Origin of the sequence: Leptospira kanakyensis (assembly GCF_004769235.1) — a bacterium.
GTDB lineage: Bacteria > Spirochaetota > Leptospiria > Leptospirales > Leptospiraceae > Leptospira_A > Leptospira_A kanakyensis.
In genome coordinates this window covers 102170-117226 of record NZ_RQFG01000019.1, presented here as the reverse complement: position 1 = coordinate 117226, position 15057 = coordinate 102170, and the positions used below count along the sequence as shown (strand labels likewise).

The following is a 15057-nucleotide window of genomic DNA, read 5'->3' as shown; positions in this document are numbered from 1 at the left end:
CAAAATTCTAAATGGTTACGGCGAGTCTTGTCCCTTGGTCAATCGCACGTTTTGCATCTAGTTCTGATGCAAGGTCTGCCCCACCAATCAAATGCACAGGAATTTTTGCTGATTCCAAAGGTGCCAGTAATGTACGATTGGGGTCTTGTCCCGCACAAACAACAACTGTATCACATGGAATTTTTCTAGATTCCCCTTTCACTTCAATGACAACACCGTCAGCTTCAATTGCCTTATACGTAACCCCAGAGATTTGAGTTACCTTTCTATCTTCTAGTGAGGTTTTATGAATCCAACCAGTAGTTTTTCCGAGAGTGGCACCAAATTTACTATTGGAACGTTTTAACATGGTGACTTCTCTACCAGAATGCGGAGTGTCTTTGGTTCCAAGTCCACCATCCTTTGCTATGTTTTGGTTGATTCCCCATTCCTTTAGATAGTTTTCTTTCGTGAAGTCATGGCCTGCATCAGTTAACAAAAGACTGACATCAAATCCAATCCCACCGGCTCCCATGACAACGGCTCGTTTCCCCACTGGTTTTCCTTTTAAAACAACATCTACATAACTAAGTACATTGGAACCATTGATCCCGGGAATTTCTGGAATTCTTGGAATGACTCCCGTTGCAAGCACTACTTCGTCAAACCCTTGTTTAATGAGATCTTCTGCTGAAACAAAAGTATTGAGTTTAAGTTCCACTCCATGTTTTTTAACCATCTCTCCAAAATAACGAATGGTTTCTTTAAACTCCTCTTTTCCGGGAATTCGACGAGCAATGTTTAATTGTCCGCCAAGTTCAGCCCCAGCATCAAACAAAGTTACAGAATGTCCACGTTCGGCAAGTGTTGTGGAACATGCCATCCCACCAGGACCTGCACCAACAACTGCTACCTTTTTTGGTTTGGATGTTTTTGTAATGATAAGATCGGTTTCATGACAAGCTCTAGGATTCACCAAACAACTACAAATTTTTCCTTGGAAGATATGATCGAGACAGGCTTGGTTACAAGCAATACAAGTATTGATCTCTAGCGATTTACCTGCAGCCGCTTTGTTAACAAAAGCGGAATCAGCAAGGAAGGGTCTTGCCATCGATACCAAATCTGCATCACCTGCGGCAAGAACAGATTCAGCGATTTCTGGAGTATTGATACGGTTGGAAGTCACAAGCGGAATATTTACGTGACCTTTTACTTTTGCTGTGACCCAGGTAAATGCAGCTCTCGGAACCATCATGGCAATGGTAGGAATTCTTGCTTCGTGCCAACCAATCCCTGTATTGATGATGGTAGCTCCAGCCTTTTCAATTTCTTTAGCGAGAATTAGAACTTCGTCAATATTGCCACCATCTTCTACAAGGTCTAACATCGACAGACGGTAAATGATGATAAAGTCCGTTCCCACTCGTTTGCGAACTGCTTTGATAATTTCAATGGGAAACTTAATACGGTTTTCAAAACTGCCACCCCAATCGTCTGTTCTGTTGTTTGTACGTTTGGCAATGAATTGGTTGATGAGGTAACCCTCACTCCCCATAATTTCTACCCCATCATATCCTGCTAACTTAGCAAGTTCCGAACAGCGCGCAAAGTCTTCTATGGTTTGATAAATTTCTTCTTCTGTGAGAGGATGGGGTTTGAACATATTGATGGGAGCTCTGAGGTTGGATGCCCCAACAATTTTATCATGATAACCATACCTTCCCGTATGTAGGATTTGCATGGCAATTTTTCCGCCTTCCTTGTGGACTGCCTCAGTCACAACTCGGTGGTGTTTTGCCTCTTCTTCTGTATCCATAACCCCGCCACCGCGAGACACACGACCTGCTGCATTGGGAGCAATCCCGCCTGTAACGATGAGTGCGACTCCTCCTTTGGCTCTTTCTCCATAAAATGCGGCCATTCGTTCATATCCATTCGGAGCTTCTTCCAAACCTGTGTGCATAGAGCCCATAATGGTTCGATTTCGTAGAGTTGTGAATCCTAAAGATAAAGGGGAGAGAAGATTGGGATAAGATGTCATATGCTACAAAAATAGAAAATGGAAGAATTTGGCAAGATTTACTTGCAATCCAAGGAGAAACAGGTATAACATTGCCCTGTGGTTATTAAGACTGAGACTAAAAATAAAAAAAATGCCATTCTCTTTGTAGATGATGAGACCATCATTTTACTGAGTATGAAGTCACAAGTCAGACAACATTTCGGAGAAAAATACAAATACCTCACAGCAGACAATGCAAAGGAAGCTTGGGATCTTCTCCAGGAACTAGAAGAAGAAGGATGTTCTGTTTCCATCATCATCACCGATTGGTCCATGCCTGGGATGAATGGAGATGAATTTTTACGAAAGGTTCACCATTCCTATCCAGAGATTGAAAAGGTGATTGTCACTGGTTTTGCTGACCAAAAATCAATGGAAGAATTAAACTCAGAAATTGGCCCGATTGTTTGTTTAAAAAAACCTTGGGACGAAGAAGAACTCATCACTACTATTTCCAAAGCAATGCATTCTTAAACATTTTTCGGAAGGTAAATAGAAAATATCGTTTCTCCAGGCACAGAAGAAAGTTCAATCCTACCTCCGTGACGTTTCACAATTTTATTCACGATATCAAGTCCAAGCCCACTCCCTTCTCCCGGTGGTTTGGTCGTAAAAAATGGTTCAAAGATTTTTGATTGGATCTCACTGGGAACCCCTGGGCCTGAGTCCTTAAAAGAAACCAAAATTTCTTCGGCACAATCCTTCACGGTAATTTCTAAATCTCCAATAAACGACATGGCCTGGAGTGCATTATAAATTAAATTAGTCCAAACATGCAAAAGATCATCCGGATAACAATCGATAGGTTGCACTGGCTCAAAGTTTTTAGTTAGATTGATTCCTCGTTTTAATTGGTTTTGATAAATTGTCAGAACGGTTTCTATCGTTTCAGGAATGGAAGCTCGATTTTTTTTACCATTCATATCAAACCTAGAAAAATTCTTCAAAGCATACATGATTTTAGAGATTCGATCCACTGCCAATTGGATGGAACGAGTGTTCCTTCTGAATTGGATCTCCAATGATAAATAATCTAAAAATACTTTTACGTAATGAGATTTGAATAAAGGAAGATAACTGGGGTCAATCTCACCGATTCCTAAATCCACCCAGATATCAGCAAGTTCTTCGGCTTGTGCGTTAGGAAATCCATTGGATAAAAACAACTCCCGATTTCTTTTTTTGCGGAGACGTTCTTCCTTTCCTGTATAAAATTCAATGGGTTTGTCTAAATTCCCAAGAATCGTTTTTAAAATTTTTTGCTCAGTGACAGGGACTGACAAAATGGCTTCCCGAAAGAGTTGGGAAGCAAGCCCATACCTTTTTTGCCAATCCAACATATTCTGATTGGATGCTTTCACTGCCCCAATGGGATTATTGATTTCGTGGGCGATCCCTGCAATCAACTGCCCTAAAGCGGCAAGTTTCTCCGATTGGATCAATTGTTCCTGGGTTCGTTTTAAATTCTCGAACGCCATTTCTAATTCTAGTTTTTGTTTTTCAATGAGTTTGTTTTTATCTCTGATTTCTGCATTGATCAATCGTAACTCTTCTACTTCTTTTAAGGGACTCAAATCAAAGATACTATAAGCAATCGAATTTGTTTCTTTATATAGAAATCGTTTGATAGAAACGAGTGCTGGAAAAAAATCTCCATTCTTTTTTCGACAAACGATTTCTATGGATCCGCCTAAGTTCGATCCAATTCTTTCTCGAATGATTCGAAGTGATTTTGTGGAAAGAAGATTTCGTATTTTTAATTTGGGAGTGTCTTCTAAATCATAACCAAATAGTTTTTGGAATGCAAAATTAGAATCTTTGGCTGTTAAACCTCCGGCATCAAAAATCAGAAAGGCTTCTGTCGAAAACTGATAAAAAGCTTCAAACCTCTCATCTGACTTTCGTAAAGCTTCTTCGCTGAGTTTGATTTCAGTGATATCTAAAACCGTTCCTCGAAGGTTCAAAGGTTTGCCGTCTTTGGATCTAGTTAGTTTTCCAATGGCTTCCACCCAATGCAGTGTTCCGTCTGGATGTTTGATTCGGTTACGAAGCCTGTATGCTGACCTGTTTGGATCATTCAAAAGATTCGTTGTTTCTTTTGACATTAATTCCAGATCTTCTTTGTAGATTAGGGATAAAAATTTCTCTTCTGTTACTTCAAAATTTTCCCCAGGGAATCCATAGATATGATAAGTTTGCGGAGACCAAAATATGGCCCTTGAGTCTAAATCCCAACTCCAAATTCCCATTTTTGCGGCATCAAGTGCCATAACCAGTCTGGATTCCGATTCTTTTAGAGCAAAACTGGCTTCGGTTTGTTTGGTGCGATCGATCATGGCACCAAGCAAACGATAGGCTAATCCAACTTCATCATATAAAAAAATTCCATTGTCTTCAATGTATACGTAATTACCCGACTTTGTTTGGTAACGGTATTCTGCAGAAAACTTCTGATGGTTTTCCGAAGATTCTCGAAACAATTTTAAAGTAGTTTCTCTATCGTCTGGATGGATGGAGGCAAACCATTCGGAAAATCCAAACTTTTGGTATTCTTCTGCTGAAAAACCAGTGATTTCTTCGATGGCCCCACCCCAATGGTTTTTTCCTGTACGAATGTCCATATCATAAACCAAACTTAACGAGAGTTCGGTGATCATACGATATTTAGATTCACTATATTCTAAGGCTTTTTGTTTTAAAACATTTTCTGTAATATCAGTAACTAAAAAAACTAAAAAAGAAATTTCTCCTTCTTTGTTGAAGACGGGAGATCCATTGATGGAAAGGTATTTTTTATTTCCAGAAGAATCTTCAATGGCGTGGCGAATGTCTGTGACTGGTTTTTTTGTTTTTAGAACAATATTAAAGGGTTGGTCTTCCTCTCTCCAAGGTGCACCATCCAAGGAAGTATTTTTCCATTCAGGTGCATCAAAGGTTCGAGAAAGGATATCGTTCAACTTAATTCCGAGAACTGATTCAGAAGCTGGATTCGCATAAAGAATCTGCCCCTTTGCATTCAAAACTGTCATGGCAGTGGAACTGACGTTCATGATGGTTGTCAAAAGTTCTGCTTCGACAAAGGTCTCCTCAGCGGAGAGACTTCTCTCCGTTTTTTTTCCGTCCAACCCTTCGCCTTTTGAAAACTTAGAATCCACGAAGCGGTAAACTTATTTTTTTAAGGAATCCAATTTGGAGGCTTCAATTTTTTGATAAACCGGTAGGATGAAAAACAAAAACCGATCTAACACTTGGATGAAACGGAAAAGAAAAGAAGGATACACTTCTTTGGAATCGGATAAAATTCCATTCACTACTTTTTTAGCCACAGTTTCTGCCGTTTGGCTTGGGAAAGGAACAGGAACTTTTTTCCCAGCAGAATCAAAAAACTTGGTTCTAGTTGCAATTGGATAAACAACCATCACACGGTTTCCCGGTTTTAATTCATAACGGTAGGCATCAATAAAAGAACGAACCGCAGCTTTTGTAGAAGAATACTGTGCATAACCAGGAAGTGCTAAATGGCTCATGGCAGAAGCTGTGACCACAAATAAAAACGGATCTTTCCTTGTATGATTGAGAGTGATGAGAGTGTATAAGGGAGAAAATACGTTGGTTCGATAGATTCGATCAATTCTGTCCCAATCAGCATTCGAAATTACTTCGTAATAAGCAAAACCTGCATTCGCATAAAAAATATCAATTCCACCCAATTTTTTATCTGCATCTTTCAATAATTTATCTAAATTTTCTTTTTTAGATACGTCGCATTTGTATGGGATGACGTTTGGATGTTCCAGAATGTATTTTTCGTTCAAATCACAAGCAAGGATTTTCACACCCTCATGCTTTAACACTTGCAATACGGTTTCTTTTCCGATTCCGGAACCGGCCCCGGTAATCACGATTCGTTTGTTTTTTAGTTCCATATAGCTGAAACCTATATGGGAGAGATTCGGAATAAAGTTCTTTTTGATAAGATGTCTAACTTTTTTAGAACATTTCTATAAAAAATCTTTACTAAGTATTTTTCATCCTTAAATTTTGTGTTCCCTGGAGATTCGGAATGAGCAGCTTTTTTGATCGGATTTTCAAATTCTTCTACAAATACATATCTTATAGTTTTGCCATTGTATTTTTTTCCCTGCTAGGTGCCTTTTTTGGGGCTTTTTATGCTTACTTTTTTGGATCAGCCCTCATCCCTGATTTCACAATGGCAAACCATCCGGAAGTGGTTTTGGTTTTTGTTGTGACTACCTTAATGGCAGCCCTTGGTCATAGTATAGAGTTTGGAATTTTGGCACCAATTGGTTACCAAGGTTTTCGTTCCGATACAAAAAAATTAAACATAACACTGAGGCCCAACGAAACGATTCGCCACAAGGACATTCTTGAATTAGAAAATATTTTAAAATCCATCATTGATTTTCCTAAAGAGAATATGTTTGCTGCAGTTCGTTATGCTTGTTTTGTTTTCCTGTCGGTAATGATCACCTATCTCATTTACAAATATCCAATTTATGAACTGGCTCTCATTTTTATTGGTTGGCTTGCGGCCGTTTTTGTATACGGAGGATTTTCTTATATCATCTCCGATTATTTTACCGGCGCCAAACGAGTGGAGATCAAAAAGATCTTAGCGTATAGAGATGTAACCATTCATAAAAATTATGGAATCATGAGCCTAAAGGGAAAGTTTATTTTTTTACTAATCCTTATTTTATTATCACTCAGTGTCCTCGCTGTATTTATCTCTTTTGAAAATGCAAGTCTTTTGAAAATTTCAGCATTCATTACCATGACTTTTTTTGAAGCTGTCATTTTGATTTTTATGTTTTTCCAATCCATCAATTTAACCTTAGAACAAATCAATGAATCAGCAAATAGTTTGGCGAGTGGAGGACGAGGTGCCCTTCCCATTTTATCAATCGATAAAGAATTCATTCAGTTTGCAGAGAATTTTGAAAAAGCAACAAGAGAAGTAGGACGGATCAGGGAAAACTTACAAGAATTAGTCGAAGCAAAAACTTCCGAACTCAGAAACAGCTTAGAAATTGTAGAATCACTCAAAAAACAACAAGACGGGGATTATTTTCTAACATCCCTTCTGATCAAACCACTTAGTTTAAACAAAACGCTCGGTTCCAATGTAAAAACCGATTTTTTCATCAAACAAAAGAAAACCTTTACCTTCCATGGGAGAGAAAATGAAATTGGTGGGGATATTTGTATCACAAGGACTTTGTCACTTCGAGGAAAGGATTATACTTTTTTTCTCAATGCCGATGCCATGGGGAAATCTTTACAAGGAGCTGGAGGGGTTCTCGTTCTTGGTGCTGCTGTCCAATCTATCTTAGAACGTTCCAACGCCGTCCAATCTGTCAAACTTCTATATGCAGAAAGGTGGATTAAAAATGCCTACCAAGAACTCCACCATATATTTGAAAGTTTCGACTGTTCTATGTTAGTTTCCATGGTAATGGGCCTCATTGATGATGAAACAGGACTCGTTTATTATTTAAATGCAGAACATCCTTGGTCTGTTTTATTCCGAAACGAAAAAGCCGAGTTCATTAAAAACAATTCCGAACTCAGAAAATTAGGAACACCTGTCAAAGAAAACTCACTAGAAATATCCACCTTACAATTGCAACCTGGTGATGTTTTGGTTTTAGGTTCCGACGGCCGAGACGATATCGAATTTGTCAGTATGGAAGATTTACGAAAAATCAACCATGATGAAGAATTATTTTTACATCATGTAGAAAGGGGAAAGGGAGATCTAAAATCCATTTACAAATCCATTTTAGAAACGGGAGAACTCACTGATGACCTAAGCCTAATGCGAATTTCTTTTAAGGAAAACTTAAGCCTCCCGGCAAGATCCATCCGAAAGGAATCCTATGAACTGATGAGAAAGGCGAGAACCAATATCAAAGATGGCCAATTGGAAAAAGCCAAACAGAATTTGGTCGATGCCAATAAAATCAACCCAGAAAACCAAGAAATTTCCAGAGCCCTCATCCGCCTCCTTGTCAGAATGAAAGACTATGGTTTAGCCGCTGAAAAGTTAAATGCCTATATTGAAGAATTTCCGGGAGATACAGATCTCATTTATTTGGCATCCTTCACTTACAAACAAACCAAAGAATATGGGAAGGCCATTGATATGGGGGAAAGGATTCGGCTTCGTAATCCAGGCCACTTGTCCAACTTATTGCGCCTTGTACAATTGTATCTTTTAATAGGCAATTTGCCTAAGGCGGAAAAAACTTTAGGCCTCACTTCTTTTCTAACCGCTGATTCCAAACGGATCGAAAGTTTTAAATTACAAATTGAAGACTACAAAAAGAAAGTTCTTGATTAAATCCCTAAGAAATCAGAGGAAGGATCATCTCCTTCGTGCAAGTTTTCATGTTATCAAGAACCAAAAGAACAATCTGTACTTTTCTGGTTCTATTTCTCTCATTTTTTTGCCAGAGGTCAAACCTCAATAACCTTTGTGATCCAAAATCAGACGCTTACTTAGAAAGTTTACTTGTTAGATACGTTAACTTCGATGAGACGCCCCATTGCGGGCTGGTCTTAAAAGTTGATCCACCCACATTTTTAATTTGTCCCCCACTCACACCCAAGGTGAATGGAAGTTTCTTTTTTGAAGGTTTTGAATCCGATGGCAATCGGTTGAGTTTTTCCTCCTCACCCCCACTTCCAGAAGGAATTTTCTTTTCTCCTTTTGGCAATTCCCTCCAAGGCAGTTATTCTGGCTGGATGGCAAACAGAATCTCTTATACCATTACTGCTAGTAACCCAAAAGGGAGTGCCAGTTGTACTTACCAACCTGCTTGGATGGGAAAACTCACTTTAAAAACCAACCAAACAACTTGTTATGATGGTGCTACTCCACCGAATCTAGATCCAAGTTGTACGGTCATCCTTGGCCAAGATGGTAGCCTTCAAAAAGGGATCTCTCAAAGTTTTATTGGCCCGACCCTTGTCGCCGGTGGAGAAATCACAACAGATCTCAATACAGGCCTCGTTTGGACCAGTTGCCAAATAGGAAAAACAGGGATTGGGTGCACAACCCCTGGTACGACATCCTTTCAATATTCACCTGCCCTAGCAGAATGTGCCAGCCTCAATGCGGGATCTGGATTTGCAAATCGCACCGATTGGAGAGTTCCAGAAATTTACGAATATTTAAGTACGTATCATTATGCTTTAGAAAATCCATCGATCGATCAGACATTTTTTCCTGTCACTGACAGTTTTAATTTTAAAACAAATACGATAAGCACACCTGTATCGCGAACATTTAACGCTACCTTCATTCAATCTTCCATTGGAACAGGTGCTTTTTCTGACTACCACCATTTACGTTGTGTTTCGAATTCATTGCCTATTAAAAACAAACGCCTTCAAAACAATGATGATGGAACGATTCTTGACCTAGACACATCTCTAGTTTGGCAAAGATGTACAGCGGGCCAAACCAACCTCACTACCTGCACTGGTGGAACGGACCTCATACTCGATTGGGAAAATGCTATCAATTACTGTCGGAATTTAAACCTTGTTGGAAAAACTTGGCGTCTTCCCAATGCTTCGGAACTTAGAAGTTTGCTAGATTTTTACCTCACTTATGGAAGTCCTGGATTTGATCCTATCTACTTTCCAAACACAGCAGCTGTCCCAGGTGTCTTTTACTGGACATCTACAACCTTACTTTCCACTCCAGAAAATGCATTTATAGTTGCATTCGATACTTCCGGCGGAGGGGGGGATGCAAAATCAAATGCCTCGTACAACCGAACTCGTTGTGTTTCCGATTTTTAAGGTTTGGCGAAAAAACAATCCTTAGGGAAAATTGAATTCTCTACTAAAAATGTTAAAACCATTTCCTTATATTCTCCTCCTATTTATTTTTCAATGTACAACCATTGGATTCCACGAGAAAGAAATCCGAGAGAATATTTCCTTTGGTAAAGAAGAAACAATTCGCGTTTGCCTTTTCACAGAACCAGACATCACGAAAGAAGAAATCAAAGATTTATTTACGGCATGGAATGAAGAGTTATCTCTTTACCAATTAAAAGTAGAACCCATCCATTTACAAGTGTTACAAAGACCTGGATTTTGGGGTACCGATATCTTAGGATACCTAATGTCGACTCCCCTAACAAAAGATTGTGACAGACTTGTTTATTTCAAAGGTAGAACCTGGGGGGATATGGCTTTTGAAGTTTTGACTCTTGGCATTTTTGCAGGTGTGGGTATCAAACTAGAAATCCAAGGTGCTGTGGAAGGCCAGTCCAATACCAGAGGATACATCAAAGCAAAATACCAATCCACCATCCAACTTTTATTCACAAGTCCGAAATCCACACTCATCCATGAAGGTTACCACCTACTTGGCTGTGGCCACCAACTTTTTATGAAAGATTGTTATGAAAAAATTCGGGATGTAAAACTCCTTCTCGCTGATCCAGAAAGAGATCCTAACTTTTTTCCAAACCTAACAACCTCCGGAAAAAAAATATTAAATCGGTCGCAAGTTCTCACCTATTCTAACAACGATTAAATTTCATTCATAAGGTTTCGAACAGGTTTTTGATTTATAAAAACAATGGACTTTCTTTTTGTTTGGGAAGATGATTTGTCTGTCTCCACTTCCCTTCCAATTCACAATAAGAATTCCATTCCCATTCCACTGTTCTTCATCTCCACCAATTGTCCATGATTGCCCTTCGGATTTGATTTCATAAGCACCGGACTTCCATAAAAAAATGGATTCTTTTTTTCCGTCTGTAGATAATCCCGAAAACCATCCTTCATAAATTCCTTCGAGCCCGTTAAAGTCATAAACTTGTTTTCTCATCATACAAGGAATCTGATGAAATTCAGTAATTTCATTAGGATTTTTGGGAATTGTCTGAATGGAAGTCGCACAATGTTCGGGGACTGTTCTCGATTTATGTTTCAGTTTATATTTTTCTGACCATCGCCATTCGATAAATTCTTTCTCAAAAGAACTTTGATTTTTTTGGAAATAATCATACATATCTGAAGTAGCTTTTTGTAAAGAAACTCCAAACTCAGATTGGAATGAAAGTTCCGATGATTTACCAAAACAAGTTCCTTCATAAAAATTTCGAATTTTTTGGTTTCCATAAACAAGTGATAGATATTCTAAAAACATGGTTCCGACCAAACGATAGTCAGGAAGATTCGGGTTATTTGCTTCTTTTAAAGATGTTCTTTTGCGAAGGAATTTTTGAAAAAAACTTTCATAAGTTCCTGCTTTGTGTTCTTTATCGGTATGAATGACACTCAATTCAGCAATCCCTTCTAAAAACCAAGGTTCCATCATTCCTTGCGTGGGTGATCCAAGTTGGTCACAACGTTGCGATTGAATGTAATGTAAAGTATCATGTTTCCATGCGCGGAAATGATAATTCTGTTTATTAAAATCATCCAATGTTTGATTTTCTGATTTTAAAAGTAAAATTCCGGTTAATGGACAAAGAGTAAAAAAACTCTTATAGGAAAATCCCGTACAATCATCTTTTGTTTTAGGATCTTTTCCGGCATAAATCCAAAATTTTTCTTTTGATTCATGTAAAACTACTTTGATCCTTTCGGCTCGAAAACCAAACTCATCTTCTGCATTTTTTAGAAAATCTGTCATCCGGTTGGTTTCACGTAGAGATTCAACAACCAAACTCCAAATTGGTGAATATGTAATATCAAATACTCCGACAACAGTACGTTCTGTTCCCCATTCTTTGGGATGGACAATGTCAAAAAACAAAAACTGCCCCTCTTTATTTTTCTTTTGATAAGTGTACTGATTTGTATTTGATTTTGGAATTTTATGTTTTGTTACAATGGTTCCATCCGGAAACTGAATGGAATGGAGTGATTGCCATAAAGCATGGGAACCAATGGCAGAACGTACAGTATGTGTATTATTTTTCCATTCCCAACTTCCGTCTCTTTGTGTGAAAACGGAACCATCTGCCAACTCCCAAATAAAATTGGACTTAGAAGAAAAATTGATTTTTCCTCCTTCAGAAGTTAAGGATTCACCTACAGGTAAGTTTTTAGGCAATTCGTAGTCAGACGGAGAGGGAACCAACATGGAATCCCATTCTTGAAAGTCTTCCGGCGCCGATTCGGGAAGACGAAATTGGTATAAAAACCAATTTTCATTTTTAGTAATCCTTTCGTCTTTTGCATCTAGGCCGATGGCAAAAATGCATAGAAAAACAAAATAAAAGAAAACATTCATCTTTAGAACCTTTTGCACAATCGTTCAGCAGAGTTAATGATTTGAACAGAGTCAACCGTGATAAAAAAAATCCAAGTTTTTACTACGGACTCATCCGTAAGGTTAAGAAATATCTTTCTCGCTTGATTCTGGACTCCCCTTTCTTATACCAGGTTAACTTAATCATTATTATATGAATCGATTTTTGATTTCCTGGTTTCTTCTTTCCCTCTTCCTTTCTTGCGCAAAACCAAAAGCAGACAATGCTTGCGACTTAGAAGATTCAATTTTTCTACCCAACCTTTTTTACAGGCTGATCTCTAAAGACAAAAGTAACCAATGTGGGTACAATCTGGCCTTAAAGTTGCCCGCTTGTGAACTTTCTTACGAAGAAACGCATTTAGCAGAAAATTGGCCCCAAGTGAAAGCAGAGATGGAATCACAATTCGCTCTGGGATCAGAGGGATCAGAATCTTTATCGCAATATAGATCGGAAACAATACAGGCAATCATAGGGAGCTCTTACACGACAGCCTTCCAAGGGGCACTCAATGCACCGAATGGAGAAATTTATTTTCTACCTTATGATTCCACAATGTTTTTATCCATTAACCCCAGCGCCAAAACTTATGCCAATGCCGGTGCCTCAGCAGGTGGTGTTGCCTTTATTGGAGGTTCTCTTGGACCTGCAGGAAAAATTTATCTATCTCCACATGTATCCGGTGATTTCCTCACCATCGATACTACTAATGCAAACCAACAAAAAGTATTAGCGACTCAGTCTATGGGTGCAGCCGCCTATAACGGGGCAATATACGCACCTAACGGTAAAATATATTTTGTACCAAGTAGCCAAACCATCATTCGTTATTATGATACAATTAAGGAAACAATTGGTACAGTAGCAACGCCTACTTCGGGAGGTTTTTCAACTGGCGTACTCACTCCCGATGGTAAAATTTATTTCATCCCATTCACAACAAATACAATGTATATTCTGGACACTAAGGACGATTCAGTAACGACCCACCCATATGTGTTCGCAGGAACTAATAGATATATTGCAGGGATACTAACCCCCAATGGCCGAATCTATATGATCCCATATAACTCATTGCCAGTGATTTATCTTGACACGACCACGAATCAAATCTCGACTCCTCTATACCTCTCGAGTCCTACCATTGACATGTTCAATGGTGCCGTTCTTGCCCCCAATGGAAAAATTTATCCCGTTCCTTATGGATATACCGATTTCGTATCGATTGATACCAAAGAACATAGCATCAAGACTCTTTTTGCAAATCCCAGTGGCGCCACTGCCTACCGAGGCGGTGCGCTTAGTGCCGATGGAGATATCTATTTGGCACCCCATGGGGCCAACCGGCTTGATCTCATCAAAACCAATTCAAAGGGAAAGTTCTGTGATTCCCTCCGCCTTTCCCCTTATTGGAACAAACTTTAACCAAAAAAGAATGACATAATTTTGGAAATTGACGCGTCAAATGGGAGGTAAGGGTAGTTTTCCTTGCAAAAGTCAGAACCCTTATGTTTTCTCTAAAAAACAATCTGCCCACTACCTTTGTTTTATTTGCCAATAGCCTTCCCCATGCGGTTTTTGTTTTTGAGTCACCAACCGCAGAACTCTCGTTAGAAAGTCACCTAATCTATGCAAATGAAAATGCCCTGTCTATTTTAAACCAGAAACCAAATCAAAAAAATACACAAACGATTTTAGATTTATTTCCTACTTTCCAATCGGATGGATTTTTTTCGCAGATTCTTCACTCGTTAACGGAAGGGAAACCTTCTCGCATACTTTTAGGTCATGAGGAACTTTTTCCGAAAGATGCAAGTATAAAAAAAGTCTATTCACTCCGAACCTCCATTCTCACATCCAACCAGTTTTCTTTCCTTTTGGAAGACATCACTGAAACGGTAGAGGCGATGGAGAATACAGATAAGATGTTACATTTTACTGGGATCCAAAATAGTCGTTTGCAGAATTTTGCCTATATCATCTCACATAATGTCAGACAACACTCCGCTAATTTTAAATCGCTCATTGGTTTGTTAGAAGAAAATCCAACCGACGAAGAAAAAAAAAGTATCATGGAAATGTTACATACTTCTGCGGATAAATTGAATGAAACCATCATCCATCTAAATGATATTGTTTCCATAGGACAGATGTTAAACAAACAAATGGAAGTTTGTTATTTGGAAAAAGAAATTCAGAAAACATTAAACATCCTGAAAGGATCCATTGAGTCTAGAAAAATCCAAATCATCCTAAATTTAGAAACCAATTTAAGTCTCAAGATCATCCCTGTATATTTAGAAAGTATCCTTCTGAACTTAATCTCTAATGCTGTTAAGTACGTACGATTGAAAGAAGGAGCATTCCTTCGGATCATTGCGCATAAAAAAGACAACCAAGTTTCTCTAGTCTTTGAAGACAATGGCCTTGGAATCAATTTAGAAAAACACGGGGATAAAATCTTTGGAATGTTTAAAACCTTTCATAAAAATGAAGATGCTCGGGGGATCGGACTCTTTATTACAAAATCCCAGGTGGAAGTTCTTGGCGGAACCATCACGGTCGAAAGCTTAGAAGGGAAAGGTTCCACGTTCACCGTGTTACTCCCCGATGTTCCCGACGAATCGCTCTACATCTAATCCCCCTTGTTCTATTTCTGTACAACTAAAGAAAACTTCTAACCCAGAGTTTGGATGAGAAGATCTC

9 protein-coding genes and 1 pseudogene are annotated in these 15057 nt (G+C 38.7%); 6 read left to right on the top strand and 4 right to left on the bottom strand.

The genetic code is table 11. The annotated features are described in order from the left end of the window. Window positions 1-7: 7 nt before the first annotated feature. A complete protein-coding gene (locus EHQ16_RS14805) occupies window positions 8-2023 on the bottom strand; it encodes an NADPH-dependent 2,4-dienoyl-CoA reductase (RefSeq protein ID WP_135633107.1) in 2016 nt (671 codons plus the stop codon). A gap of 78 nt (window positions 2024-2101) precedes the next feature. On the opposite strand from EHQ16_RS14805, the gene EHQ16_RS14800 reads away from it, so the two are divergent. Next, entirely contained in the window at window positions 2102-2518 is a 417-nt protein-coding gene (locus EHQ16_RS14800) for a response regulator (RefSeq protein WP_135633109.1), read from the top strand. Here the strand turns inward: EHQ16_RS14800 and EHQ16_RS14795 are convergent. Then, the gene (locus tag EHQ16_RS14795) at window positions 2515-5094 is read right to left on the bottom strand and encodes a PAS domain S-box protein (RefSeq protein WP_244242150.1); all 2580 of its coding nucleotides are present in this window, start codon (window positions 5092-5094) and stop codon (window positions 2515-2517) included. The two genes, EHQ16_RS14800 and EHQ16_RS14795, sit on opposite strands and share 4 nt — an antisense overlap. A gap of 117 nt (window positions 5095-5211) precedes the next feature. Then, entirely contained in the window at window positions 5212-5970 is a 759-nt protein-coding gene (locus EHQ16_RS14790) for an SDR family NAD(P)-dependent oxidoreductase (RefSeq protein ID WP_135633113.1), read from the bottom strand. A gap of 137 nt (window positions 5971-6107) precedes the next feature. On the opposite strand from EHQ16_RS14790, the gene EHQ16_RS14785 reads away from it, so the two are divergent. Genes EHQ16_RS14785 through EHQ16_RS14775 form a run of 3 tightly spaced genes read left to right on the top strand, consistent with a single transcriptional unit; the run spans window position 6108 to window position 10622 of the window. After that, window positions 6108-8408, top strand: coding sequence for a SpoIIE family protein phosphatase (locus tag EHQ16_RS14785; RefSeq protein ID WP_135633115.1), 2301 nt, complete (start codon window positions 6108-6110; stop codon window positions 8406-8408). 47 nt (window positions 8409-8455) lie between these two features. Then, window positions 8456-9877 (top strand): Lcl C-terminal domain-containing protein, encoded by a 1422-nt coding sequence (locus tag EHQ16_RS14780; protein ID WP_135633117.1) that lies wholly within the window; start codon window positions 8456-8458, stop codon window positions 9875-9877. Between the two features lie 49 nt (window positions 9878-9926). After that, window positions 9927-10622 carry a hypothetical protein gene (locus tag EHQ16_RS14775; RefSeq protein WP_135633323.1) on the top strand — a complete coding sequence of 232 codons (696 nt, stop codon included), beginning with the start codon at window positions 9927-9929 and terminating at the stop codon, window positions 10620-10622. A 3-nt stretch (window positions 10623-10625) separates the two neighbouring features. Here the strand turns inward: EHQ16_RS14775 and EHQ16_RS14770 are convergent, their stop codons facing one another. Further along, a complete protein-coding gene (locus tag EHQ16_RS14770; RefSeq protein WP_135633119.1) occupies window positions 10626-12332 on the bottom strand; it encodes a hypothetical protein in 1707 nt (568 codons plus the stop codon). A gap of 184 nt (window positions 12333-12516) precedes the next feature. Between EHQ16_RS14770 and EHQ16_RS14765 the strand changes: the two genes are divergently transcribed. Further along, window positions 12517-13776, top strand: coding sequence for an NHL repeat-containing protein (locus EHQ16_RS14765; RefSeq protein WP_244242099.1), 1260 nt, complete (start codon window positions 12517-12519; stop codon window positions 13774-13776). Between the two features lie 455 nt (window positions 13777-14231). Continuing rightward, window positions 14232-14990, top strand: a pseudogene (locus EHQ16_RS14760) (sensor histidine kinase); the annotation flags it as partial. Window positions 14991-15057: the final 67 nt, after the last annotated feature.

Coding starts and splice junctions, on each gene's coding strand:
- EHQ16_RS14805 (WP_135633107.1), bottom strand. CDS start 2,023: ATGACATCTTATCCCAATCTTCTCTCCCCTTTATCTTTAGGATTCACA.
- EHQ16_RS14795 (WP_244242150.1), bottom strand. CDS start 5,094: ATGAACGTCAGTTCCACTGCCATGACAGTTTTGAATGCAAAGGGGCAG.
- EHQ16_RS14770 (WP_135633119.1), bottom strand. CDS start 12,332: ATGAATGTTTTCTTTTATTTTGTTTTTCTATGCATTTTTGCCATCGGC.
- EHQ16_RS14790 (WP_135633113.1), bottom strand. CDS start 5,970: ATGGAACTAAAAAACAAACGAATCGTGATTACCGGGGCCGGTTCCGGA.
- EHQ16_RS14785 (WP_135633115.1), top strand. CDS start 6,108: ATGAGCAGCTTTTTTGATCGGATTTTCAAATTCTTCTACAAATACATA.
- EHQ16_RS14775 (WP_135633323.1), top strand. CDS start 9,927: ATGTTAAAACCATTTCCTTATATTCTCCTCCTATTTATTTTTCAATGT.
- EHQ16_RS14780 (WP_135633117.1), top strand. CDS start 8,456: ATGTTATCAAGAACCAAAAGAACAATCTGTACTTTTCTGGTTCTATTT.